This is a genomic window from Frankia sp. R43, from assembly GCF_001306465.1.
In the GTDB taxonomy this organism is placed as follows: Bacteria; Actinomycetota; Actinomycetes; order Frankiales; family Frankiaceae; genus Parafrankia; species Parafrankia irregularis.
On the sequence record NZ_LFCW01000007.1, the window covers coordinates 162,683 to 184,410 of the forward strand.

The 21,728-nt window shown below is 73.2% G+C and carries 16 protein-coding genes; 4 read left to right on the forward strand and 12 right to left on the reverse strand.

Annotation, left to right across the window (positions count from 1 at the left end):
- Nucleotides 1–81: 81 nt before the first annotated feature.
- The 7 genes from ACG83_RS28270 to ACG83_RS28300 form a co-directional block, all read right to left on the reverse strand.
- Complete coding sequence (locus tag ACG83_RS28270; protein WP_235498241.1) at nucleotides 82–780, reverse strand: DUF5825 family protein; 699 nt, start codon at nucleotides 778–780, stop codon at nucleotides 82–84.
- Nucleotides 761–2,731 carry a RiPP maturation radical SAM C-methyltransferase gene (locus ACG83_RS28275; RefSeq protein WP_083473629.1) on the reverse strand — a complete coding sequence of 657 codons (1,971 nt, stop codon included), beginning with the start codon at nucleotides 2,729–2,731 and terminating at the stop codon, nucleotides 761–763. The genes ACG83_RS28270 and ACG83_RS28275 overlap by 20 nt, the downstream gene beginning before the upstream one ends.
- Nucleotides 2,728–4,272, reverse strand: coding sequence for a TfuA-like protein (locus ACG83_RS28280; RefSeq protein WP_054569300.1), 1,545 nt, complete (start codon nucleotides 4,270–4,272; stop codon nucleotides 2,728–2,730). The genes ACG83_RS28275 and ACG83_RS28280 overlap by 4 nt, the downstream gene beginning before the upstream one ends.
- Nucleotides 4,265–5,422, reverse strand: a complete 1,158-nt coding sequence (locus tag ACG83_RS28285; protein ID WP_054569301.1) for a YcaO-like family protein — start codon at nucleotides 5,420–5,422, stop codon at nucleotides 4,265–4,267. Before ACG83_RS28285 ends, ACG83_RS28280 begins: the two co-directional genes overlap by 8 nt.
- Before the next feature lie 71 nt (nucleotides 5,423–5,493).
- Nucleotides 5,494–5,853, reverse strand: coding sequence for a hypothetical protein (locus tag ACG83_RS28290; protein ID WP_054569302.1), 360 nt, complete (start codon nucleotides 5,851–5,853; stop codon nucleotides 5,494–5,496).
- Nucleotides 5,854–6,323: 470 nt separating this feature from the next.
- Entirely contained in the window at nucleotides 6,324–8,183 is a 1,860-nt protein-coding gene (locus ACG83_RS28295; protein ID WP_152991537.1) for a thiopeptide-type bacteriocin biosynthesis protein, read from the reverse strand.
- Between the two features lie 90 nt (nucleotides 8,184–8,273).
- Nucleotides 8,274–11,210 (reverse strand): lantibiotic dehydratase, encoded by a 2,937-nt coding sequence (locus ACG83_RS28300; protein ID WP_054569304.1) that lies wholly within the window; start codon nucleotides 11,208–11,210, stop codon nucleotides 8,274–8,276.
- Nucleotides 11,211–11,436: 226 nt separating this feature from the next.
- Between ACG83_RS28300 and ACG83_RS28305 the strand changes: the two genes are divergently transcribed.
- Entirely contained in the window at nucleotides 11,437–13,800 is a 2,364-nt protein-coding gene (locus tag ACG83_RS28305) for an AfsR/SARP family transcriptional regulator (RefSeq protein ID WP_161934802.1), read from the forward strand.
- Between the two features lie 41 nt (nucleotides 13,801–13,841).
- Here the strand turns inward: ACG83_RS28305 and ACG83_RS28310 are convergent, their stop codons facing one another.
- Nucleotides 13,842–14,444 (reverse strand): TetR/AcrR family transcriptional regulator, encoded by a 603-nt coding sequence (locus ACG83_RS28310; protein ID WP_054569306.1) that lies wholly within the window; start codon nucleotides 14,442–14,444, stop codon nucleotides 13,842–13,844.
- 337 nt (nucleotides 14,445–14,781) lie between these two features.
- Here ACG83_RS28310 and ACG83_RS28315 point away from each other — a divergent pair, with 337 nt between their 5' ends.
- Nucleotides 14,782–15,597 carry a mycofactocin-coupled SDR family oxidoreductase gene (locus ACG83_RS28315; protein WP_054569307.1) on the forward strand — a complete coding sequence of 272 codons (816 nt, stop codon included), beginning with the start codon at nucleotides 14,782–14,784 and terminating at the stop codon, nucleotides 15,595–15,597.
- Between the two features lie 147 nt (nucleotides 15,598–15,744).
- Here the strand turns inward: ACG83_RS28315 and ACG83_RS28320 are convergent, their stop codons facing one another.
- Nucleotides 15,745–16,224 carry an SRPBCC family protein gene (locus ACG83_RS28320; protein WP_200931389.1) on the reverse strand — a complete coding sequence of 160 codons (480 nt, stop codon included), beginning with the start codon at nucleotides 16,222–16,224 and terminating at the stop codon, nucleotides 15,745–15,747.
- The gene (locus tag ACG83_RS28325) at nucleotides 16,214–16,528 is read right to left on the reverse strand and encodes a helix-turn-helix transcriptional regulator (RefSeq protein ID WP_235498242.1); all 315 of its coding nucleotides are present in this window, start codon (nucleotides 16,526–16,528) and stop codon (nucleotides 16,214–16,216) included. Before ACG83_RS28325 ends, ACG83_RS28320 begins: the two co-directional genes overlap by 11 nt.
- 281 nt (nucleotides 16,529–16,809) lie before the next feature.
- Here ACG83_RS28325 and ACG83_RS28330 point away from each other — a divergent pair, with 281 nt between their 5' ends.
- Nucleotides 16,810–17,412, forward strand: coding sequence for a choice-of-anchor P family protein (locus ACG83_RS28330; RefSeq protein WP_054569308.1), 603 nt, complete (start codon nucleotides 16,810–16,812; stop codon nucleotides 17,410–17,412).
- 302 nt (nucleotides 17,413–17,714) lie between these two features.
- Nucleotides 17,715–19,397 (forward strand): hypothetical protein, encoded by a 1,683-nt coding sequence (locus tag ACG83_RS28335; protein WP_054569309.1) that lies wholly within the window; start codon nucleotides 17,715–17,717, stop codon nucleotides 19,395–19,397.
- Nucleotides 19,398–19,465: 68 nt separating this feature from the next.
- On the opposite strand, the gene ACG83_RS28340 is transcribed toward ACG83_RS28335, so the two are convergent.
- Both ACG83_RS28340 and ACG83_RS28345 read right to left on the reverse strand, forming a co-directional pair.
- Nucleotides 19,466–20,503 carry an alcohol dehydrogenase catalytic domain-containing protein gene (locus ACG83_RS28340; protein WP_200931391.1) on the reverse strand — a complete coding sequence of 346 codons (1,038 nt, stop codon included), beginning with the start codon at nucleotides 20,501–20,503 and terminating at the stop codon, nucleotides 19,466–19,468.
- Between the two features lie 71 nt (nucleotides 20,504–20,574).
- Complete coding sequence (locus tag ACG83_RS28345; protein ID WP_054569311.1) at nucleotides 20,575–21,546, reverse strand: aldo/keto reductase; 972 nt, start codon at nucleotides 21,544–21,546, stop codon at nucleotides 20,575–20,577.
- Nucleotides 21,547–21,728: the final 182 nt, after the last annotated feature.

A 21,728-nucleotide genomic window follows, 5' to 3' on the forward strand; every position in this document is an offset into this window, starting at 1 on the left:
CGCGACGATGGTACGGCGGAGCGCATACAAGCCGCATACAGCGGGCGTACAGCGTCGTTCTGGAGACCACCGAGTCCGTTCTCAGACCACCAGCGCCGGAAATGGCCAGCGGTGGATTCGCGTCGGCAGCCACCATGCGTATCCGCCCTGTTCGAGGACGAGGCGCGCCGCCACGAGCTCGCGCCGTCGCCGGGCCGGCACCTGATCCACCGCGGCTCCGCCGGCCAGGGCGTCGATGGCCGCGAGAGTGTCCGGGTCGTCGAGGACGTGACGCTCCAACGGCCCGAAGCGCCGGTCACGTACCTCGACGAAACCGGGCCCGCTGCGGAAGACGCACCGGCCCGGGAAGTACCCGTGCCGCCAGCGCGCGACCGCCGCCTTCGAGGCGCCGAAGATCCACGACGGCGGGAACAGGTGCTCGACCTGGCGGTGGTCCGCACAGCCGGCGTCACACCGCGCGATCCAGTGCACCGCGAAGCCGCGAGCGGTCAGCTCACGGATCAGCGTGAGGGCCCGCACCGCCGGCGCCGCGATGTCGCCGCACAGCGGCACCGGCTCGGCGACGCGCGCATACCGGGCTCCCCGTGCGTACAGGTCGGCCGCCTGTTCGCACAGGTCACCGGTGATCTGATGCGTCCCGAGGGCCATCTGCGGCCGGGGCAGCGCCGCGCGTGCGTAGTCGCGCCACAGCTCCACGGAGACGCCGATCCCGTGCCACGCCTGGGTCGGCGGCTCGGCCGGCGGCTCGGCGCGAGCGAGGTCAGCCGGCCGCAGCGCCACGACGGTCCTCCTCCCAGCGTGCGGTGTCCCGGCGTTCGGCCCCCGGGGGTTCGGCGGGCCGGGCCGCCGCCGACGTCTCGTCGACGACGCCGGGCCGGACCCGCATCAGCACCTGGTTCTCCGCCTCGACGGCGAGTTGGACGTACTTGCCCTCGTCGTGGAAGACGAGGCCCGCGTCCGTCCAGCGTTCGAGCAGCGCGGCGACTGCCGCCGGCCCGATCCGCAGCCGGCGGGCGAGCGCGGCGGCCCCGCGCGGCTGGTCCAGCGCACGGAACAGGCCCAGCTCGGCGGGGGTGGTGAGGTCCAGCACCGTCCAGTCGTAGGCCGGCCGGCTGTTGATCAGCATGATGCGGTCGCCGAAGTCGTGGTATGTCAGCCGGCTGTGCGGGTGCTCGGCCCGCCATCGTTCGACCGCGGCCCCCAGCGTGGCGGCCAGGTCGCCGCCGATCCCCCGCGGCGGCGCAGTGAACAGATAGGCCAGGTCCGCCAGGTCGTCGTCTGGCAGGCGGTAGATCTCCCGGTACTGCGCCGCCGGCCGCAGGTCGGGGAAGCCGAGCTCCGGGCGGTCGAAGTAGGGGCTGAACCGCTCGATGCAGATGCGCATGCTGCCCGCCGGCGGATCCAGATGGTGCAGGGCCGGGAGCTGGCCGAGCACGGAGGTGTAGTCACCGTCGAGCTCCCCGGGGAAGCCGAACAGGTAGTTCCACGAGACGCTGACCCCACTGCTCTGCGCGTCGCGCAGGGACCGGACGTTCTGGCAGCCGCTGACGCCCTTGTCCATCAGCCGCAGCACGTGCGAGCTGAGGTTCTCGATACCGGGCTGGACCTGCGCCGCCCCGGCGTCGCCGAGGGCCTGGAAATGGTGGCGGCGCAGGTTCGACTTGACCTCGAAGTGCAGGCGCAGGTCGTGGTCGGACTCGGCGAGCGCACGCAGCACCGTGTCGAAGTAGCGCATGTCGATGATGTTGTCGACGACGACGAAGTCCAGCACCCGGTGGCGGCGGGCGAGGTCGAGCAGCTCGGCCAGGAACGCGTCCGGGCTCTTGCTGCGGAACTGCATGAGGGATCCGTTGAGCCCGCAGAACGTGCAGTGGTGCTTCTCGCCCCACCAGCATCCGCGGGCGCCTTCGACGAGCAGCGTCGGCGCGTGCCAGGAGGCCGCCACGCTGGCGCCCATGCGCTCGAAGAATCCGTCATAGGTCGGCGGCAGGATCTCCTCGGGCGGCAGCGGGATCTCGGTGGCCGGGTTGGCGACAGGAGTGCCGTCCGCCGCCCGCCAGCACAGCCCGGGCAGGTCCGACAGCCCCTCGGTTCCGTCGGATCCGACGGATCCGACGGTGCCCTGGTCGATCGCGTCGAGCAGGGCCGGGAACGTCCGCTCGCCCTCGCCGCGCACGACGAAGTCGACGAACCCGAAGGCGCGGTGCAGCGCCACCCCCTGCGGGCCTTCGCAGTTCGCGCCACCGAAGACGATCCGCACCCCGGGCAGGCGTTCCTTCAGTAGCCGGGCGACCGCGAGACTGGCGGTGTTCTGCTGGAAGGTCGTGGTGAAGCCGACCACGTCCGGGTCCAGGTCGACGAGGTCCGCCACGACCCGGTCCACGAACCGGGGGGCGATGCGGTGCAGGGCGCGGGTCAGCTCGATCCGGGCGGGGCTCGCGCCGGCGTCGGCCAGCAGGCGGGCGAAGCTCTCGCCGTCGGCGGGCATGCCGTGCAGGGCACCGGCGAACACCCAGTCACCGGCACCCAGAAAATAGGACGACTCGGTGTAGAACTGCAGCTCGGAGCGGCCGAACTCGATCTCGCCGACGACCCAGTCGGCGAAGTCGAGGTTCGCGTACCGCACCGTCACCTCGTGCCCGCGCCGCTGCGCCGCCGTCCGCAGAATCCCCAGCGCGAGGGACGGAACATGGACCGCCGCCCAGGGCATGTGCACCAGCACGGTTCTCACGGCGTCGGACCTGTCGCGCCGGCCGGCTCCGACGGGCGGGCGGCGGTGGCGGCACCAGCCGTTGCGGCGGTGGGAAACCAGCGGGCGTGCGCCGCGAGGTCACCGGCGTACCGGCGCAGGTGCTCCCGGTCGGGGAAGCCGCGGTCCCACCCCGCCGCGTCGAGGTCCTCGACCGGGCAGCCCCACAGGCCGGCGCAGAACAGGTCGACCAGCTCGGGCCGCAGCCGCTGGCCACCGGAACCCGCCGCACCCCCCGCACCCCCCGCACCCGCAGTGCCCTGCGTGCCGCGCCGCAGCGCGAGGTCGGCGAAAGTCCGTACGGTGGCGACCCGCTGGTACCACTCGCCGAGGCTGGCGGGGAGCACCGTCGGGAGAACGGCCAGCCGGGCCGCCGGGGTGATGCCGTGGCTGCGGGCGAGCGCCCGCAGGACGGCCTCGGATCCGGGCAGCTCCCGCTCGGCCGGCGTCAGCCAGTCCAGGCAGACGTCGGCGACGGCACCGGCGGCGTCCAGCAGGCCGCGGTCGATGGCGAGGCTGACGCACAGCCGCTCCACCTGCCCAGGTGGCGGCGCGGCCACGGTGGTCCCGCTGACACCGATGATCCCGGTGGCCCCGCTGATCCCGCTGAACCCACTGAACCCGCTGAACCCGCTGAACCCGCCGATCCCGGTGTCGGCCGGCGTGCCGAGGAGCGCGGCCAGCACCGCCGCGCGATACCGGCGCGGGAAGTCGGGGTCGGCAAGCGCGACGGCGCCCGCGACCGCGTCATGCGTCACCCAGCTCCCGGCCACATCCCGCCCGCCGAAGGCCTGCGTCCAGCTCGCGGCGTACATCGTGTCGTGGCCGGATATCGCGAGATCCTCGCCGCCGTGCGGGTGGATGAACGGTGACCGGTTCGCGACGAGGGTGAGCAGTGCACGGGCGTCGGCCGCCTTGGCGTCGACGTGGTGGGCGGCGAGCCAGTCGTCGAGTGCCTGTGCCGTCCGGGCCGGCAGCAGGGTCCGCGCGAGCCGGTTGAGCCCGCGCAGGCTGCGCCCCCGGAACGGCTGCGCCTTGACCGCCGCGACGAGCGTGTCACGCTGGCCGCGGTCGAGCACCCCGGCGGCCGTGGCACGCCCGAGATCGAGCCGGATGTTGACCATCGGCTCGGACATGGCACGCAGCCCGTCCTCCTCGTCGCCGTGCACGATCGCGACCTCGTCGTCGCCGTCGATGACGCCGTCCCGGTAGAGCTCGAACACCTCCCCGACGCCGCGCATCCCGTACGGCCACAGCTCCGCGGCGCGCAACGCGCCCATGCTGCTGGAACCGGCGACGGTCACCCCGTCCGCGAGCAGGCCGAGAATCTCCTTGTGCCGCACGGCCGCGCTGTGCAGGAACAGGCCGTCGATCAGCAGGACGACGTCGCCGGGCCGGGCGGCGAGGCGGGCGAGGTCCCCGTGGCGCACCGGCGGCTCGATCCGCGCTTCGGGCAGCAGGCGGTGCACCTGCTCGCGGGCGAGTGAGGGACCGACGTAGGCGATGATGCGCGGCTCAGCCACGGCTCACCTCATGCCTTCCAGAGAAGTGCAGGCCGGGCGCGAACGTCCGCCACACCGGCACCGCGAACTCGGGCCTGGTGAGATCGACGGAGAACGGCTCCGTGCCGGTCCGGGCGGCCACCCGGCGGGCGATCTGGCCGAGGATGCCCTCCAGCGAGGAGAGCAGGTCCGGGGCGTCCGGCACGCTCTCGGTCGCGGGATGGGTCACCGGCGGCCGGGCGTCGAAGTTCCGGCTGCCGTGGTACATCGCGTTCGCGAAGTCGTCGCGGGTGCCGGAGATGAACGTCAGGCGTGACTGCGCGGCCTCGGTGAGCGCGCGCAGCAACGCGACCGTGGGGTCGGGATGGCAGCCGGCGCCGGCGAACAGCACCGGCAGGTCGGCGGCCCAGGTGTAGACCACGTAGCAGGGCACACCCAGCTCGTTGGTGGCGTCGCAGACCTCCAGCCAGCACCGCGCGGCCTCGAAGCCGTCGAGCACCGTGTGGACGGGGCCGGCGGACGCCGTTCGCGGGTCGGTGTAGCGCCGTTGCGACAACGGCGTCGACGCGAGCTGGGCGGTGCAGTCACGCTCCACGATCTCGAGCAGGCCGTGCAGCTTCGCCTCGGTGGCGGTGTTGCCGCTGGCCAGACCGTTGCTGCTGGGCAGGAACTGGATGTAGTCCCAGGCGATGCCCAGGCGGGCGTCCAGGCTGAGGGCCGGCAGCGGCACGGGATGCGGCGTCCCGGTGAGCAGCCCGGGGCCGGTGACCCAGTCCAGCACGAGGGAGTCGGTCAGCAGCGGGCGCGGGGCGACCGACAGGCTGCGCAGGTCGTAGGAGGGCAGGTCATAGGCCTCGCACACCTCGCGCGCCGGGCCCACCCGCTCGGGTGCCAGATGCACGTTCTCCGCGTGCCACGTCTCAATGGACTCCATGACCGCGCTGACCTTGGAATCGATGGGCGTCAGGCCCTTGCCCTGGGAGACCGCCAGCGTCCTCGACGTCGGCCGAACCGCCAGGTACACGGGAATGCCCAGCTCATCCAGCCCGGTCACGTCCGCCACCCGGGTGATCCCGACGGCCGGCAGCAGGTGCGCGATTCGTTCCCAGGTCTGTTCGGCCGTCACACTGCGGTACGTCCGGACGCCCGCTGTCGGCACCGTGCTCGTCATGCTGCCTCCCGACCATTGCGACCTGCTCCCCTCGCCGGGGAGCAGGTCGCGGACCCGGTTTCCGGTTGGAACTAAGCGGTCTTGACGTAGCAGGCGATGACGACGACCGCGGCCGCGCCGGCGGCGACGGTGTCGAGCTCGACGTCGGTCAGCTCGGCCGGGTCGAACGTGGGCGCCGCCGGGGCGTGCAGGACGTGAACGCCCTCGGTGCCGACCCAGTCCTGGACGAGACGCTCGGTGGTGTAGAGCCCGTCCATCGGGGTCTCGTCGATGCGGACCTCACGGCCGGCCTCGACGGGCAGGCCCGCGTCGACGGCGTACTGGCGCGGGTTCGAGCGCAGCCGGGAGATCTCGGACTCGTTGGCCCACAGCTTGTTGAACATGAGCAGGTAGGTGTCAGCGAACTGCTTGGTGTCCTCGATGCCGGCCATGACGGCCCCTTTCTTCGACTGTTCGTTTCTTCGGTGGCCCCGGCGCCGGTCGCGCTCGGTGTGATTCGAAGTTAGCCGGCACCGGCGGGGCGACGGAAGACATTCCTCCGGAATGACTCCCGAATGGCCGGGATGACGTTCTCCGTTACATCGTTCGATGTCATTCTCCGTGAACGCCCGGGCCACGCCATGCATTCTTCTGAAAGGCTTCGACGGATGTCACGGCGACGTGAACCGTGACATCGATTCATGGCACCGGCGGTGGAAACAACGCACCGGCGGACGGAATCGAATGCCGGGCACGGGCGGGAGGCGGCGGACCTCCGAGAGCCCACCGGCCCGGCGGCCGGGTAGCCGGGTAGCCGGGCGGCACGGCCCTACTTGGCAAGTCGCAAGAGTGAAGGATTTTTGTCGTTCCAACGACCGAGATCCTTCACTCTTGCGGGCCATCAAGCGCTCGACCGCCCCTTTTACCCCTCTTGGGGTGAGCTGCTGGTGCTGCGCCGCGGCACGCGCACGACAAGCAGGCAGGCGAGCACCTCGTCGAGGCCATCGAGCAGGAAGACCTCCTGCGCGAGGTCGTCGAAGAACTCCCCCACCACCGCCACGTCAAGCCCCAGCTCCTCGGCCCGTGTGGCCAGTGCCTGGGCCAGCCGGCCGGCCTCCAGCAGGCCGTGGCGCAGCGCACGCAGCCCCAGGCGTGCCCGCAGCGGTCCCAGCCGCACGTGCACACCGAGGACGGCCGCGGCGCCAGCAGCGGTCGTCTCCCGGGGCAGGCAGGCCCCGAGGTCCACCTTTGGCACCGGAGGCCCGATCAGCGCGGCTTCCGTGCGGGCCGTTCCGTCTCCGGGGGCCGCGGCCTCGTACAGGCCTGGTTCCAGACCCGCCACGTCGGCGTTCACCAGCAGCCGTACGCGCGCCGCCGCTGTCACCGCCCCCGAGCCCGCCGGCGCCGAGCCCACCGGCCCCGGGCCCACCGATCTCGGGCACACCGATCTCGGGCCCAGCGATCTCGGGCCCACCGGCGGGGATGCGGCCCAAAGATTCGCGGCGGCCAGGAGCTCGACCAGCAACTCGGCGCGGACCTCACCAGCCGGCGCCCGCACAACCGGCACGGCCGAAGCCGCCGACGCCGCCGCTGACACCGCCGACGCCGCCGGCACCTGCGACACCGCCGGCACCTGCGACACCGGTGACACCGCCGACACCGCCGACACCGGCGGGCCTGGCACCGCCGAAGCCGGAACCGGCGAGCCTGGCACCGGCGGGACGGACGGGTGCGCCGGCAGTTGAACCGCGGCCCTCGACGGAAGGTAGCGGCTGGCGTTCAGATAGCGCCGGTCGGCGGCGTCCGGGCCGGCGGCGAAGTAGTCCGCCGGGCCGCCGGGAGCGTCGAGGCCGTCCGGGGCGCGCAGCGCGAGGGTAACCAGGGCGTTGAGCGCGTATTCCTGCTGTGGCCACAGGCCCAGCCGGTTGTGCAGCATGTGCAGCTGGGCGGCCCAGATCCCGGCCCGGCGATCCGGGTCGGTGACCAGCCCGGCCAGCTCGGCCTCGGCGGTGCGGACATCGGCCGCCCAGCGACCGGCGGGGCCGTGCCCGACCGCGGCCGCGACCTCGGCGGAGCGCCACCGCCTGGCGATGGCCGGGCCCTGGGCCTCGACCCGCAGCGCGGCCAGCGGTGCCAGCACGGCCCCGTCCGGCTCACGTCGCACCGACACCGCACGGCGACGCAGCCAGGCCACCGTCCCCCAGGAATCCAGGCCGCACCCGATCGCGGTGGCGAGCAGCAGGTCGAGCCCGGCCGAGACCCGCCGCCTGGCCGATTCACCACCACCGCCACCGCCACCGCCGTTGCCGTCGCCTGCGCCGCCTGCGCCTTCGCTGCCGCCCGCGCCATCGCTGCCACCCGCGCTACCGCGGTCGCGGCCCGCCAGCTCGGCGAGGACGTCCAGAGCCAGCTGGCTCGAACGGCAGAAGACACGCTCCGCCACCGTGATGGCGCCCCGGCCTCCGTACCGGCTCACCTCCGGCTCGTAGGGCACGGCGCGGATCTCGACCCGGCCACCGTCCCGCAGCGGCTCGCACCGCGCGAGATCGGCGCGTACCGCGGGCTCGCCGGCTCCGCGGAACCGCACCCGCACGTGCGGTCCGCCGTCGGTGTGACGGACGAAGAACCACTCGTCGACCGCTCCCCGTCGCGACAGCTCGGCCATCCGCGGCCCGAGCGCGTCGACGAGGAAGCGGTCGGTCCGTCCGGTCAGGGCGAGTGGATCGGCGGCCTCCCGCCGCGGTCCGGCACCCAGATGGCAGTGCAGGCTGTGCCAGCTCACAGCATCACCGGCCGGCACAGTGCCACCGGCCAGCTCACAGCACCACCGGCCGGCGCAGCATCACCGGCCGGCGCAGCATCACCGGCCGGCTCACAGCGCGCGCCGGTAGGTCTCGGCGACGATCTCGACGGCCCGTTCACCGGCGGCAGGTGCCGGCAGTGCCTCCTCGATGACGACTCCGCCCGGGTGCCGGGCCAGCAGCCGTCCCAGCGTGCGGGCGTGCAGGACGGACCCAAGGTCCACGAACTGGGGTTTCGGCAGGTCACCACCTGCGACATCGGTGTCCCCCGCGGCGATCAGCACGACCTGCTCCGGCAGGTTCAGCACGCTTCGCCACCGCAGTACGGTCCAGATCCCGTGGCCGGGCTCGGCAGCGAGCTCGTCGGCCCAGGCCCGCGACATCGCCGCGGGAACGTTCCACCTGGCGCGGCTGAGCACGACGTCGCGGTAGCGCAGCCGGCGCTGGTAGGTGAACGCGCCCAGCGCCGTCTCGACCCGCACGGCCGGGCTGAGGACGTCCGCGAGCTCCACCTGCCCGCAGCCGAGGTCGGTCACCAGCGGCAGCAGCCGGTCCGCCAGCGCCAGTGGCTGCAGGAAACCCAGGTAGAGCAGGTCGAGGTCCGTCCCGGTGGCACGGTGACGCACCCGGATCTGGTCACGCCGCGGATCGTGGACGAGGCAGAGCTGATCTGTGTGGACGTCGCCCCACGCCGGATCGTCGGACACCTCCGCGACGACCAGGGGACGGCTCGCGCCGGGCCGGTCTCCGGGGTCGCCAGGGTCAACAGGGTCAGCGAGATGACGGTCCGCAGGCCGGTCGCCGAGCATCGGATGCAGGTTCGCGTTGAACCCGCACACCGGACGCAGCTGGGCGGCGGACGCGTCCGGGCCGAGGGCCCAGCGGACCTGCTCGGCGACCGCGTCGCGGGCCCGGGCACCGAACGCGCCAAGGAATCGGCTGGTGAAACGGCCCCAGCCGCCGTGGACGGAGTTCACACACAGGCCGGTGCCCCGCCCGGTGGTGAGCGGCTGGGCGAACACCGCGTACGACGCCGGCCGGCGCCGCAGCCAGACCGGCAGCCGGCGGGCCGCCTCGTCCAGCAGTTGGTCCGACAGCTCCACCTCCGACAGTTCCATCTCCGACCCGGCGCCCGCGCCCGCGTCTGCGCCCGCGTCAGCGCCGGCGCGGGCGAGCTGTCCCAGGTCGGCGCGCAGACCCTCCAGTTCGGCATTCGTCGCCCGTTCCCACAGGTGCGCGTACTCCGCGCCGAACGCGACCACGTTCTCGCACGTCCCGCCCACGCCATAGCGGTCTACGAACAGGTCGCGCGCGGCCCGGCGCAGCAGCGAGTAGCGGTCGAAGATCTCGAACAGGGGCGCGAGCCGGGCGAGATCGGCGCGGGCGTGCAGACCGTGGCGCTCCCCCAGGGTCAGCACGCCGTCGATGGTGACGTCCTCGGTCAGCGGCGCGGTCTGGGCCGGCTCCGATCCGCCCACCGCCGCCAACCGGCCGTCCACGCGAGCTGGCCCAGCTGGCCCGGACGGCCCAGCTGGCCCGGACGGCCCGGACGGCCCGGACGAGCCGGACGAGCCGGACGAGGCCGCCGCCGCCGCCAGTACGGCTCCCCACTGCGCACGCAGCGCGGCAAGCGCCGCCGGCCGCCGCGACGCCGGGGTCGAGGCGTAGCCGCGGGTGCGGCGGTCGATGTCGGTGAGGAGCTCGGCCAGCTCCGCGACGACCGGCACCCCAGCGGCGGCGGAGGGCGCCGCCGGGTCGGCGGAGGAGTCGCAGACGGCGGTCAGCCAGGCCATGAGCGCCGCGAGAACGTCCGGATGCTGTGGGTCGACCGGCGAGCATGGACGCAGCAGACCCGCCCGCACCAGGCTGTCGACGTACCGCGCGGCCGCGGTGGACGCCGCCGCCGACGGGCCCGCCATGCGCGCGGCGAGCGCCGCCGTGAGGCGCGCGACAGGCACACCGGCACCGGCGGGACGTCCCGTCACGTGGTCGAGGACCAGGCGCAGCGGCCCGGTCAGCGGCACGGCCACATCCTGCTCGGGAACGATGATCTTCGGGTTGTCCGTGTGCGCGGTGCGGCGGAACCGCACCTGGGCGCCGTCCACCCGCAGGCCCGGCGCGACCCGGTGGTCGAGCGCAGCGGTCAGGGCCGGATGGGCGGTGAGCAACGCGACCAGCCGGTCGACGAGGTGGCGGTCCGGTGTGGCGGCGGCGAGCACCCGCGCGGTGCCGGCCGACGCCGGCCACCGGTCGCCGAGGCCGGCCGGCGCCCCGTCCCCGGCGGCCCAGCGCCCCCAGCCCACCTCGGTGAACCAGGAGAGCGGGGTCGTCCTGGTCGTAGCCCGCAGGACGTAGCGCAGCACCGTCGGCTCCGATCTGCGCACGCGATCGTCGGGGGCGCCGCGTCGCTGCGCCGTGCGGCTCACGGCACGCAGCAGGTTGTCGCTGATGGTGGCCACCGCCTGTCGCAGCGGCTCGGCCTGGCACAGCTCGGCGAGCGCCACCCGTTCGGCGGCGAGCACCAGGGGCGCCTGGTCGGTACGCGCCGCGATCAGCTCGTCCATCTCGGCGCGGACCTGAAGCCAGCGGTGTGCCAGGACCGGCAGGTCGGGCACCGCGGTGAGAGCGGCCCGCAGCGCGGGCCGCGGTGACCGGCCGTTGTGGACGTCGCGGCGCAGCGAGACGAGCGCCCGGCGCGGCGCGTCCGCCGCCCCACCGGCGCCGGCCTGGGCGTGCAGCAGCTCGGTGAGCGGCTCGGCCTGCTCGGTACACCAGCGATGCAGCTCGACCAGCCGGGTGCCGTCCCGCCGGAAGGCCCGGACGAGATCGGGTTCGGCTCGCGGCGCGAGCGCGGACACCCGCACGACCGCGTAGGGTGCGACGGAAATGGGCTCGGCGATCTCGGAACGGGCGATCTCCGAACGGGCGATCCCGGACTCGGCAATCCCCGATTCGGCGACCTCGGTCTCCGCGCGCCAGGCGGGCGATGTTACAGCGTCAATCGCCATCTGTCACCCCGTTCGTCCACTGCCGCCGGAAATCCCGCTAGCTCGTCGCACCCGCACCCACAAGTGGCCGCCAGGAAATACCTGGTTACGCTCGACGGTCCACCGCTGAAATCAGGGATTACCCGGCCGCCATAACCGCAATAGGCGGCGAAATTGCGGGATTCACCTTTGCCGAGGTCGCGGGCGACGGTACAACACTAGAATGCTCCGCATACACCCGGCGTACATGCCAGGTACAGGCCGTGACGCATCCGCGCCAAGCCTGCGTTTCGATCTCCTCGGGCCGCTGGCGGTGCACCTCGACGACCATCCCGTGCGGCTCGGCTCGGTCAAACAGCGACTGCTCCTCGCGGCCCTGCTCAGCCGGCCGAACCAGGCCGTCCGCACCGGGGAGCTGACCCGGGTGCTGTGGACGGGCGAGCCGCCGCCGTCCGCGGCCGCGAACCTGCGCACGTACGTTCTCGGGCTCCGGCGCGCGGTGGAGCCCGCAGCCGGGGCACCGCGGCTGTCGGCCACATCCGGCGGCTATCTGCTGCGGGTGGAGGTCGACGAACGTGACGTGGACCGGTTCGACACCGCCGCCGAACGCGGCCGCAGCGCCCTCGACGCCGGTGACGCCTCCCGGGCGAAGACGGCGCTGACCCGTGCGGTGACGCTGTGGCGCGGCGCGCCGCTCGACGGCCTTCCGCTGCCGCGAGCGCTCGCCGCCTGGGCCGACCGGCTCCAGGAACGGCGGCTGCTCGTCGAGGAGGACCACGCCGCCGCCCTGCTGGCCCTGGGTGGTGAGAGTGAGGCGGTACAGCGGCTGCGGCCGCTGCTGGAACAGCATCCGCTGCGGCAGCGGGCGTGGGGGCAGCTGATGGTGGGGCTGTACCGCCTGGGTGACGTGGCCGGCGCGCTCGACGCGTTCCGGGCGGCACGGGCGGCTCTCGCCGAGCAGGCGGGCCTCGACCCGGCTCCGGGGCTTTCCCGGCTGCACGACGACATCCTGCACAACCGCGCCGTCCTGGCCGAGCGCTACGACGCCCGGCCGTCCCGCGCGCCGGGCCCGGCGCCGCGTCCCGGCTGCCACGAGCTGCCACCGACCGTCGAGCCGCTGGTCGGCCGGGACGCCGATCTCGCCACCATGCTGTCGTGGGCGCGCGGCGACGACGGCCCGGTGATCGCCCTGCACGGCCCGGGCGGCGTGGGGAAGTCGTCCCTGGCCGTGTCCGCCGCGCACGCGCTCGCCGCGGTGTTCCCCGGCGGCGTCCTGTACGCGGACCTGCGATGCACCGCCCCGGCGAACGTCGGCCCCGGGGGCGGCGCCCTCGGCAGCGGCGCCGCCGGGAACGGCGGCCCCGTGCGACCCGTCGAGGCGCTCGGCCGCCTGCTGCGCGCGCTGGGCGTCCCCGGTGACGCCGTCCCCACCGAGACGGGTGAGGCCGGTGCCGCCTACCGCCGCGAGCTCGCCGGCCGCGGGGTGCTGGTCGTGCTCGACAACGCGGACAGCGCGGCGCAGGTCGCACCGCTGCTGCCCGCCGACCCGACCTGCGGGGTCCTGGTGACCAGCCGGCGGCGTCTCGCCACCCTGCCCCGCGGCCGGCATCTCGCGGTCGACCCGCTCACCCGGGACGATGCCATCGCTCTGCTCGCCGCCGCCGGGGCGGGGCAGCGGGCGACGGACGACCCGGACGCCGCCGGCCGGGTGGCTGACCTGTGCGGGCAGCTGCCGCTGGCACTGCGCACCGCCGGGGCCCGGCTGGCCAGCCGGCCGCAGTGGTCGCTGTCCGCGTTCGCCGACCGGCTTGCCGACCCGGCCCGGCGGCTCGACGAGCTGTGCTACGACGACCTGCGGGTCCGCGACGCGCTACAGCCCGCCTACCTGGCTCTGTGTGCCGGCACCGAGCACGAGCGGGAATGCGCCCGGGCCTTCCGCCTGCTCGGGGTCGCGCCCGCCCCGACGGTGACGCTCCACGCGGCGGCCGCGCTCGTCGACCGGCCCGCGGACCGGACCCGCCTGCTGCTCGACACCCTCGCCGATCACCGCCTGCTGGAGCCGCATCAGGACGGCCGGTACACGCTCCCGGAGCTGCCGCGGGCGTACGCGCACGAACGCGCCCGCGACGAGGAGAGCCGCGCCGCGCGGGACGAAGCCCTGCGACGCCTCACACTCTCCTACCTCGCCGTCACGGATCACGCCGTGCCGCTGGACGACGCCGGCACCACCGCCGGCGCCGACGCGGCGCAGGGGGTGCGGCCGGCGGACGTGACCTGCTGGATCGAGGCCGAACATCACACGATCAGCGCGTTGTTCACACAGGCCAGCAGGTCCGAGGGCGACCTGCCCGAGCTCGCCGTCCGGCTGGCCCGCGCCTGCGGCGGCCTGTGCGCCCGGCATGGTCATCTCACCACGGCGCATGCGCTGCTCGACGGCGCCGTCGGCCTCACCGAACAGCGCGGGATGGCGCAGCAGCACACCGCCGCGCTCTTCGACCGCGCGCGCATCCGTGCCGCCGCCGGAGACGTCCACGGCGCCCTCACCGACCTGGTCGACTGCGCCCGCACGGCCGAGCCGCCGAGGCCGGAGCGCATCCCCTCACGCCGCTGAGCGGCGAAGTGATCCGGGCGCAGCGCCCGGCGAGCGTGCGGTCAGCCCGGGATGCGGTGGGCGCGGCGGTCCTCCAGGCGGGCCACCAGCCGGGTCATCGCCGCGGTGGCCTCCTCGGGTTCGGTGTCGTGGCCGGCGGCCCGGTCGCTGACCACCGCGAACGCGAGGCCCTGGACGGCGGCGGCGACGAGGCTGGCCGGGAAGTCCTGCTCGTCGAGGCCGTACTCGCCGAGGATCGATGTCAGGGCGTCGATCTGGATCCGCCGCAGTTCGCGGGCGACCCGGCCGACCTCCGCGCGCAGCGCCGGCCGGTGGTTCGCCGCCGCGACGAACTCGACGGTCAGCCCGGTGCCCCGCGGGTCGGAAACGAGCTCCCACCAGGCGGCGAGCGGCCGCGGGGAGGCCAGCGCCACCGCCGTCCGTGCCAGGGTCTCCTCCGCGCGCCGCCGCAGGACCGCGACGAACAGATCGTCGATCGTGGGGAAGTAGTAGTGCAGCAGTGGCGCGGTGATCTCGGCGCGGGCGGCCACGCTGCGGGAGCTGACCGCCGCGTAGCCCTCGGCCAGCATGATCTCCTCGGTCGCGTCGAGGAGGCGGGTGACCTTCTCCGCGGTCGCCGCCCGGCGTCGGCGGGGCTCGGCCATGCACCTTCCTCCAGGACGCGTCGTCCGGCTCCGGGCGCCGGCAGACGTCTCATGATGTCGGATGCGCCCGTTCGGGGGCCGACTCCGTGCCCGCGACGTGACCTGGACGACAGCACGGCTGGCCGCCGCGACCGCCCTTCCCGGCCAGGCGGGTCGCCCTTCCCGGCCGCCGCGACCGCCCTTCCCGGCCGGCGGGTCGCCTGCCGAGCCGGTCGGTCGAACCCGTGCACCCGACCTTCGGGGCCCGGCGATTTGGTTGACATGGGCCATCGGCAAAGTTAGAACGACTGTTAAAAATCCAGACACAGCACGACACGGCGGGACTCAGGGAGAAGTGATGGGAAAGCTTGACGGCAAGGTCGCCTTCATCACCGGTGCAGCCCGTGGCCAGGGCCGCAGCCACGCGCTGCGGTTAGCGCAGGAGGGTGCCGACATCATCGCCGTGGACCTCTGTGGCCCGGTGCGCTCGGTCGCCTACCCGATGCCCACGCTGGACGACCTGCAGCAGACCGCGAAGGACGTCGAGGCCCTCGGCCGGCGGGTCTTCGCGCGCCAGGCCGACGTCCGGGACTTCGCCGGGCTGGAGGCGGCGTTCAAGGAGGGCGTGGCCGAGCTCGGCCCGGTGCAGCTCGTCGTCGCCAACGCCGGGATCGGCGCCGGCGGTGTCGCCACTGATGACGAGCAGTGGGAGGACGTCGTCGCGGTCAACCTGACCGGGGTGTGGAACACCGGCCGGGTCGCGATCCCGCAGATGCTGGAGCTGAACCAGGGCGGTTCGATCGTTCTGACCAGCTCCACCGGCGGCCTGGTCGGCGTCGGCATCCCCACCGCCGGGTTCCTCGGCTACACCGCCGCCAAGCACGGCGTCATCGGCCTGATGCGGTCGTGGGCGAACTTCCTCGCGCCGTTCAACATCCGGGTGAACAGCGTCGCCCCGACCGCTGTGCGCACGCCGATGGCCGGTGACGGGAACCTGCAGAAGATCCTCGAGCACGCCCCGCAGCTGGCCAACGCGCTCACCAACGCGATGCCGGTCGACCTGGTCGAGCCGATCGACGTCTCCAACGCCGTCGCCTGGCTGGTGTCGGAGGACGCGCGGTACATCACCGGCACGGTCGTCCCCGTCGACGCGGGCCTGCTCAACAAGCGGTAGCACCTACGGCCGCCGAGGCGGTTGAGACGGTGAGACGGTGAGCACCCGGTCAGGTTCGAAGTTGGGGGAAGAACCTGGCCGGGTGCTCGCGCACCGGACGTCCTCAGCCCTCCGCCACGTCCACCCGCGGAGGCGGCCAGCCGCCGGTCAGCTCCGCGCGGCGGTCTGCGCGAACCGGGTGAGGCCGCGGACCCAGCCGTCCGGGCCGCCGACCGCGTCGTGCATCGACTCCCAGCCCTCACCGTGGCGGTCGAGATGCCGGTGCTCCAGCACGACGCGGGTGGACGTCTCCGAGGTCGCCTCGAAGCTGACATGCACCTCGCTGCAGCGTTCCGAGTCGGTCTCGATCTCCCAGCGCAGGTTGATGTTCCAGCTGAAGGCGAAGTGGGTGGGCGGGTCGAAGGCGAGGACCCGGGCCCAGGTGCACCGGCTGCCGTCGGCCGCGACGTCGGTGATGGCGCCGCCGACGAACGGCTCGACGAGCATCTCGACGGTGCCCGGGAGCAGGTGATGGGTGGGATCCCACCAGGTGTTCATCTGCCCGGTGAACACGTCGAAGACATGCTCGGCCGGCGCGGCGACGTCGACGCTGTGGGTGACCGATGTCGATGCTGTCTCAATGATCACGGAATGACTCCTCGGCTACGGATTTGAAGGTGTCGAGCGAGCGACGCCAGAACCGGTCGAGGTAGTCCCGCAGCATCGCCACGCCCTCGGGGTTGGCCTGGTAGATGCGCCGAGTCCCGGCCGCCTGGTCGGTGACCAGGCCGGCGTCCTTGAGCACCCTGAGGTGCTGCGAAACGGCGGGGCGGCTCACCGGCAGCTCCCGGGCCAGCTCCCCGACGGACATCGGCCGGGCCGCGACCCGTTCGAAGACCTCGCGCCTGGTCGGGTCGGCGAGCGCCGCGAACGCCTCTTGGTAAGTCCCCACGAACGGTAAGCTACGACTTACCAAGCCCGTGTGCAAGCTCCCCACGCGGACCGGGTCCATCTCCGTGACGGACGGGGCCCATACGCGTCCATAGGAAGCCAGTCGCGCGTTCGGCGATGAACCTCCATCTCCCCCGACGAGGCGCCCGTTCCGGTTCCGCGCCCGTTACCTTCCGGCCGGGAACAAAGCCACGACCTGCCCAGGAGAAAGTCCCGGGTGGCCGAACCGCCGGCCGAGGTCGTGCCGACCACTCCCAACGACCAGAAAGGAGCATCAGGGTTATGCGGAAGTATCGTTCAGCCAGTGGTCTCGGAATTGTCGCGGCAGCCGCCGGCCTCGCGCTCGCGGCCGGATCACCCGCCGTCGCCGCCGCACCGAACGCGGGTGTCGGCCTCAAGGCGACGGGAATCATCCCCATCGCCCCGACCGTCGTCAGCACCTCCCCCGGCACCTCGCCGAACCACCTGGCCAGCGTCAACTTCGCGCCGCTGCTCAGCACGGGCGTCATCGACACCGCGGCGGACTCGACCAGCGCACAGGCGGCGGTCCACAACCTCTCGCTGGCGCTGGCGCCGCTGCTGAGCCTGCGAGTCGGCACGATCGAGTCGAGCTGTTCCTACGACCCGGACACCGACGCGGTCACCGGTGATGCCGACATCGCGGACGGGCGGCTCGTGGTGCTCGGAACGCCCGTCGTGCTCCAGCCGAATCCGGCACCGAACACCACCCTGGACCTGGCCTCCGGCCTGGGCACCCTGACCCTGAATCGCCAGACCGTCGCGGCGGATGGCACGCTCACGGTCGACGCATTGTCACTCAACCTTCTCGGCCTCGAGAAGGTCGACGTCGCGACGTCGGTCTGCAACCAGGCGGACCTTTCCTGACCGGACGTCTCGCCACGAGAATTCGAGCGAACGTATTAGGCGCAGGACGTACTCGGGTGGCAGCCCGCGGGCCATGGTCGGTTCCGCGGCTGCCACTCGGCCGGATCTGAACACGACCGGTCGGGTGGTCGCCGGGTCGGTCCGGGAGCCGACAGTGCGGACCGATTGCCCGCCTCTGGGAAACATGCGACGTTTCGGGGGGATCTCGGATCTCGAGTCCGATCCCTGGGCAGGATTCCCGGGCACCAAAAGGGAACCCGCCCGAACGGAGCCGCTTCGCCGATCCGTGAGGTGACGACGCGTTGATCGTCCTGGGGGCCGAGCTCGGGTGGGTGGACATCGTGACGGCGGCGGCCTCGCTGGCCTGGGCAGTGGTCACGGCCGCGGTCGCGCTGACCCGGTTGGGAATCAGGCGGGAGCTGCTCGGCGAGGGCCTGCCGCCGGCGGCGGGGCCGGAACCGCCGCTGGCGGCCGCGATGGCCACCGCCCCCGCCACGGTGCCGTCGACGGCGGTGGCGACGACCGTTCTCGATCTGGCCCGCCGGGGGCTGGTCGACATCTGGCGGGACGAACGGTTCGGCGTCCTGGTCCGGGCACGGTCAGCGCTCGCCGGATCGACGCGGGTGGCGCCGGCACTCGCCGCGCACGAGGCGGCCGTGCTGCGTCTGATCGCCACCCGCACAGCGCACGGGCCGTTGCCGGCCGAGGCACTGTTCCAGGAGGCGGCGCCGTCGCCGGCGCGGTGGCGGGAGGAGCTGGTCACCGAGGCTGAGGCCGCCGCCAGCCGGTTCCAGACCCCGCGGCGACGCCGAGTCCGCCACCTCAGCACCGCCAGCACCCTGCTGGTCCTCACCGTCTCGACGTTCGCCGGGTTCACCTCCGCGCGCCGGTTCGTGGAGCCGGAGGTCGAGACGGAGGACACCATCAACAGCCCGGCCGGGCAGTGGTTCCTCACCTTCGTCCTCGTCCTGCTGGCGACCACCGCCGTCTCGATGATCGTGATCGGGGGTGCCCACGGGGAGGACGACCGGCGCCGGCGCGCGCGCTGGCGCCGGGTCAGCTCGGGCCTGGCCGCCGATCGGGACCTGACGACCGCCGGGCCGGAACGGATCGGTGCGCTTGGTCACCAGCTGGTGTACGGCGCCGCGCTGGGACACGCACCAGCGGCGGTGGGTCCGTTCACACCGGACGAGTCAGCCGAGGCCACAGCCTGGACCGCCCGAAGCGGCACGCCGCGGCCGATCGCCGTTCATGTCGAACCGGAGCTCATCACCCGCGGCATCAGCACCTCACCGGGCGCCGCCGTCGGTGCTCCGTCGTTCACGACCGACCCGGAGGCACCGATCGTCGGAGAGGTGGTGCGCGCCCGGTGGTCAGCAGGCGGCGGATGGTGGATTGCCGTGCACGACGGCATGTCCGACCACGCGATCGCGCGCCGCCTCGGCGGGGACCGCGTGGACGGCGGGCCACGCCCACCCGGCGTCGGGTCGGTCGTCCGACTGACCTGGAGCGACGGCGCACGCGCCTGGTCAGCCGACGTCGTGGAAGCGGCACCGAGCCAGCTGATCGTCGCGGCCCGACCGAATCCGGACGACCTGCTCGACGGCGCGGACCTGCGGCAGCTGTTCCCGGACCACCGGATCGAGGAGATTCCACCGCAGTTCGGCCACATGAGAAGTTATCGGGCCCGACGGGCCGGCGGTCCCACGGTGACCATCCAGTGCCTGGTCGCCACCGCCGGGCCGTTCCGGCGGCTGTTGACGGCCGCGTCGCGGCGGCGGCGGCTGCCCGTGCCGGGCACGGTCTACCTGCGGGGCCGTGTTCGCGCGGTGATCGTCACCGAGGGGGTCACGGTAGCCGTCGACGTCACCGGCCGCCGGGTCGAGAACCGGCGTGATCTGCTCACCGCACTGGCCCGCACCGTTTCGGACCGGCTCGGCGTTCCCCTCGACGATCCTCGACCTCCGCCCCCGGCTCGCCGCTGATCCGGCCGTACGGCTACGGCGTGTTCACGAACGCCCGCGCACGCCGCCCCCTTCCACCGGGCGCCGGGTCAAGGGCGGACGACGACCTTCAGGGCATCGCGGGAGTCCATGGCCTGGTACGCGTCGGCGACATGGTCGAGGTCGACGGTGCGGTCGAACACCCGGCCGGGGTCGATCCGGCCTTCGAGCACGTCGGGCAGGGCCCGCTCGATGTAGGCGCGGACGGGGGCGGGCCCGCCGTTGAGGGTGGCGTTCTTGCGGAACAGGGAGCCGAACCCGACCGGTGCCTGCTCGTACTGCGGCACCCCGACCCGGGAGATGGTGCCGCCGGGGCGCAGCACGCCGTACGCCTGCTCGTAGGCGGGCAGGTGCCCGACGGCTTCGAGCACGACGTGGCTGCCCGCGCCGCCGGTGAGCGCGAGGACCGCGGCGACGCCCTCCTCGCCGCGGGCGGCGACGACGTCGGTGGCGCCGAACTCACGCCCGAGGTCGGTGCGGTCGGTGTGCCGGCCCATGAGGATGATCCGCTCGGCGCCCATCCGCTTCGAGGCCAGCACCGCGGACAGCCCCACCGCGCCGTCACCGATCACGGTGACGGTCCGCCCCGGCGCGACCCGGGCCATGTGCGCGGCGTGCCAGCCGGTCAGGTAGACGTCCGAGAGGGTCAGCAGCGAGGGCCACAACGCCTCGTCGACGTCGGCGGGCAGCCTCACCAGGGTGCCGGCGGCCTGCGGGACCCGCACCGCCTCGGCCTGCGCGCCGCCGACCCCGCCGATGCCGTACCAGCCGCCGTGCACGCAGGAGGTGTGGAAGCCCTCGCGGCAGAACTCGCAGGTGTTGTCGGAGAACGCGAACGGGGACACGACGAAGTCACCGGGCGCGAGGCCGGTCACCGCCGCGCCGACCTCCTCCACCACGCCGATGAACTCGTGCCCCATCGGAACACCGTCGCCGGTGGCGGACATGGAGCGGTACGGATGCAGGTCCGACCCGCACACGCACGCCAGCACCACCCGCACGACGGCGTCCGTCGGCTCGTGCAGCTTCGCGTCCGGGACGTCCTCGACGCGGACGTCACCGGGGCCGTACATGAATGTTGCTCGCATGGAACGGTCACCTTCCGTGTACCGAGACAGCGCGGGACGGCGGCTGGACCAGCACGTGCACCAGCACGTGGTCAGCGCTCGATCATCCGCATCTGCTCCTCGTTGTGATGATCACCGGCGGGTACGGTGAGGCCGTCGAGCCTGCCGACCTGCTCGGGGGTGAGAGCGACTTCGTCGGCGGCGATGTTCTCCTCCACCCGGGCGACCCGCCTGGTGCCGGGGATCGGCGCGATGTCGTCCCCCCTGGCCAGCAGCCAGGCGATCGCCACCTGGGCCGGGGTCGCGCCGACCTCGGAGGCGACGGCCGCGACCTCGTCGGCGATGCGCAGGTTGTACTGGAGGTTGTCGCCCATGAACCGCGGGCTGGTTCGGCGCCAGTCGTTGTCGTCGAGCTCGTCGATCGACCGGATCTGCCCGGTGAGGAAGCCGTGGCCCAGCGGCGAGTAGGGCACGAACCCGATGCCCAGCTCGCGCAGCACCCCCAGCACCGCCGCCTCGGGGTCGCGGGTCCACAGCGAGTACTCCGACTGCAGCGCCGTGACCGGATGGACCGCGTGCGCCCGGCGGATCGTGCCCGCCCCCGCCTCCGACAGCCCGATGTGACGGATCTTGCCCTCGGCGATCAGGTCGGCCAGGGCTCCGACGACGTCCTCGATCGGCGTCTGCGGGTCGACCCGGTGCTGGTAGTACAGATCGATGTAGTCGGTATCCAGCCGTCGCAGCGACCCTTCGACCGCGGTGCGGATGCTCGCCGGGCTGCTGTCCAGGCCGGCGCGGCCGGTGTGCGAGACGAAGCCGAACTTCGTGGCCAGCACGACACCGTCGCGGCGGCCCTTCAGCGCCCGCCCGACCAGTTCCTCGTTCGTGAACGGGCCATAGACCTCGGCCGTGTCGAGGAAGGTCACGCCCAGGTCGAGCGCCCGGTGGATGGTCCGGATCGACTCGTCGTCGTCGCTGCCCGCGCCGGTGTAACCGAACGACATGCCCATCGCGCCCAGACCGATCCGGGAGACGTCGAGCTCTCCCAGCCTGACGTGCCGCATGGTGGTCTCTCCCTTGCCTGTGTCGTGCCCTGCCTGCCTTGTTCCCTGCCTGCCTTGTTCGAGGCCCGCGCTGTGACTCGCGGGCGGCAGGGGCCCGGTCGGGCAGTCCCCACTCTGGAGCCGGCCGGGACGCCCGGGGAGTGCCTGGCCTTCCAGGTAACGGCAGTACCTCCCTGCTCGCC

Coding starts and splice junctions, on each gene's coding strand:
- ACG83_RS28290 (WP_054569302.1), bottom strand. CDS start 5,853: ATGGCCGGCATCGAGGACACCAAGCAGTTCGCTGACACCTACCTGCTC.
- ACG83_RS28310 (WP_054569306.1), bottom strand. CDS start 14,444: ATGGCCGAGCCCCGCCGACGCCGGGCGGCGACCGCGGAGAAGGTCACC.
- ACG83_RS28345 (WP_054569311.1), bottom strand. CDS start 21,546: ATGCGGCACGTCAGGCTGGGAGAGCTCGACGTCTCCCGGATCGGTCTG.
- ACG83_RS28315 (WP_054569307.1), top strand. CDS start 14,782: ATGGGAAAGCTTGACGGCAAGGTCGCCTTCATCACCGGTGCAGCCCGT.
- ACG83_RS28300 (WP_054569304.1), bottom strand. CDS start 11,210: ATGGCGATTGACGCTGTAACATCGCCCGCCTGGCGCGCGGAGACCGAG.
- ACG83_RS28330 (WP_054569308.1), top strand. CDS start 16,810: ATGCGGAAGTATCGTTCAGCCAGTGGTCTCGGAATTGTCGCGGCAGCC.
- ACG83_RS28285 (WP_054569301.1), bottom strand. CDS start 5,422: ATGACGAGCACGGTGCCGACAGCGGGCGTCCGGACGTACCGCAGTGTG.
- ACG83_RS28340 (WP_200931391.1), bottom strand. CDS start 20,503: ATGCGAGCAACATTCATGTACGGCCCCGGTGACGTCCGCGTCGAGGAC.
- ACG83_RS28305 (WP_161934802.1), top strand. CDS start 11,437: ATGCCAGGTACAGGCCGTGACGCATCCGCGCCAAGCCTGCGTTTCGAT.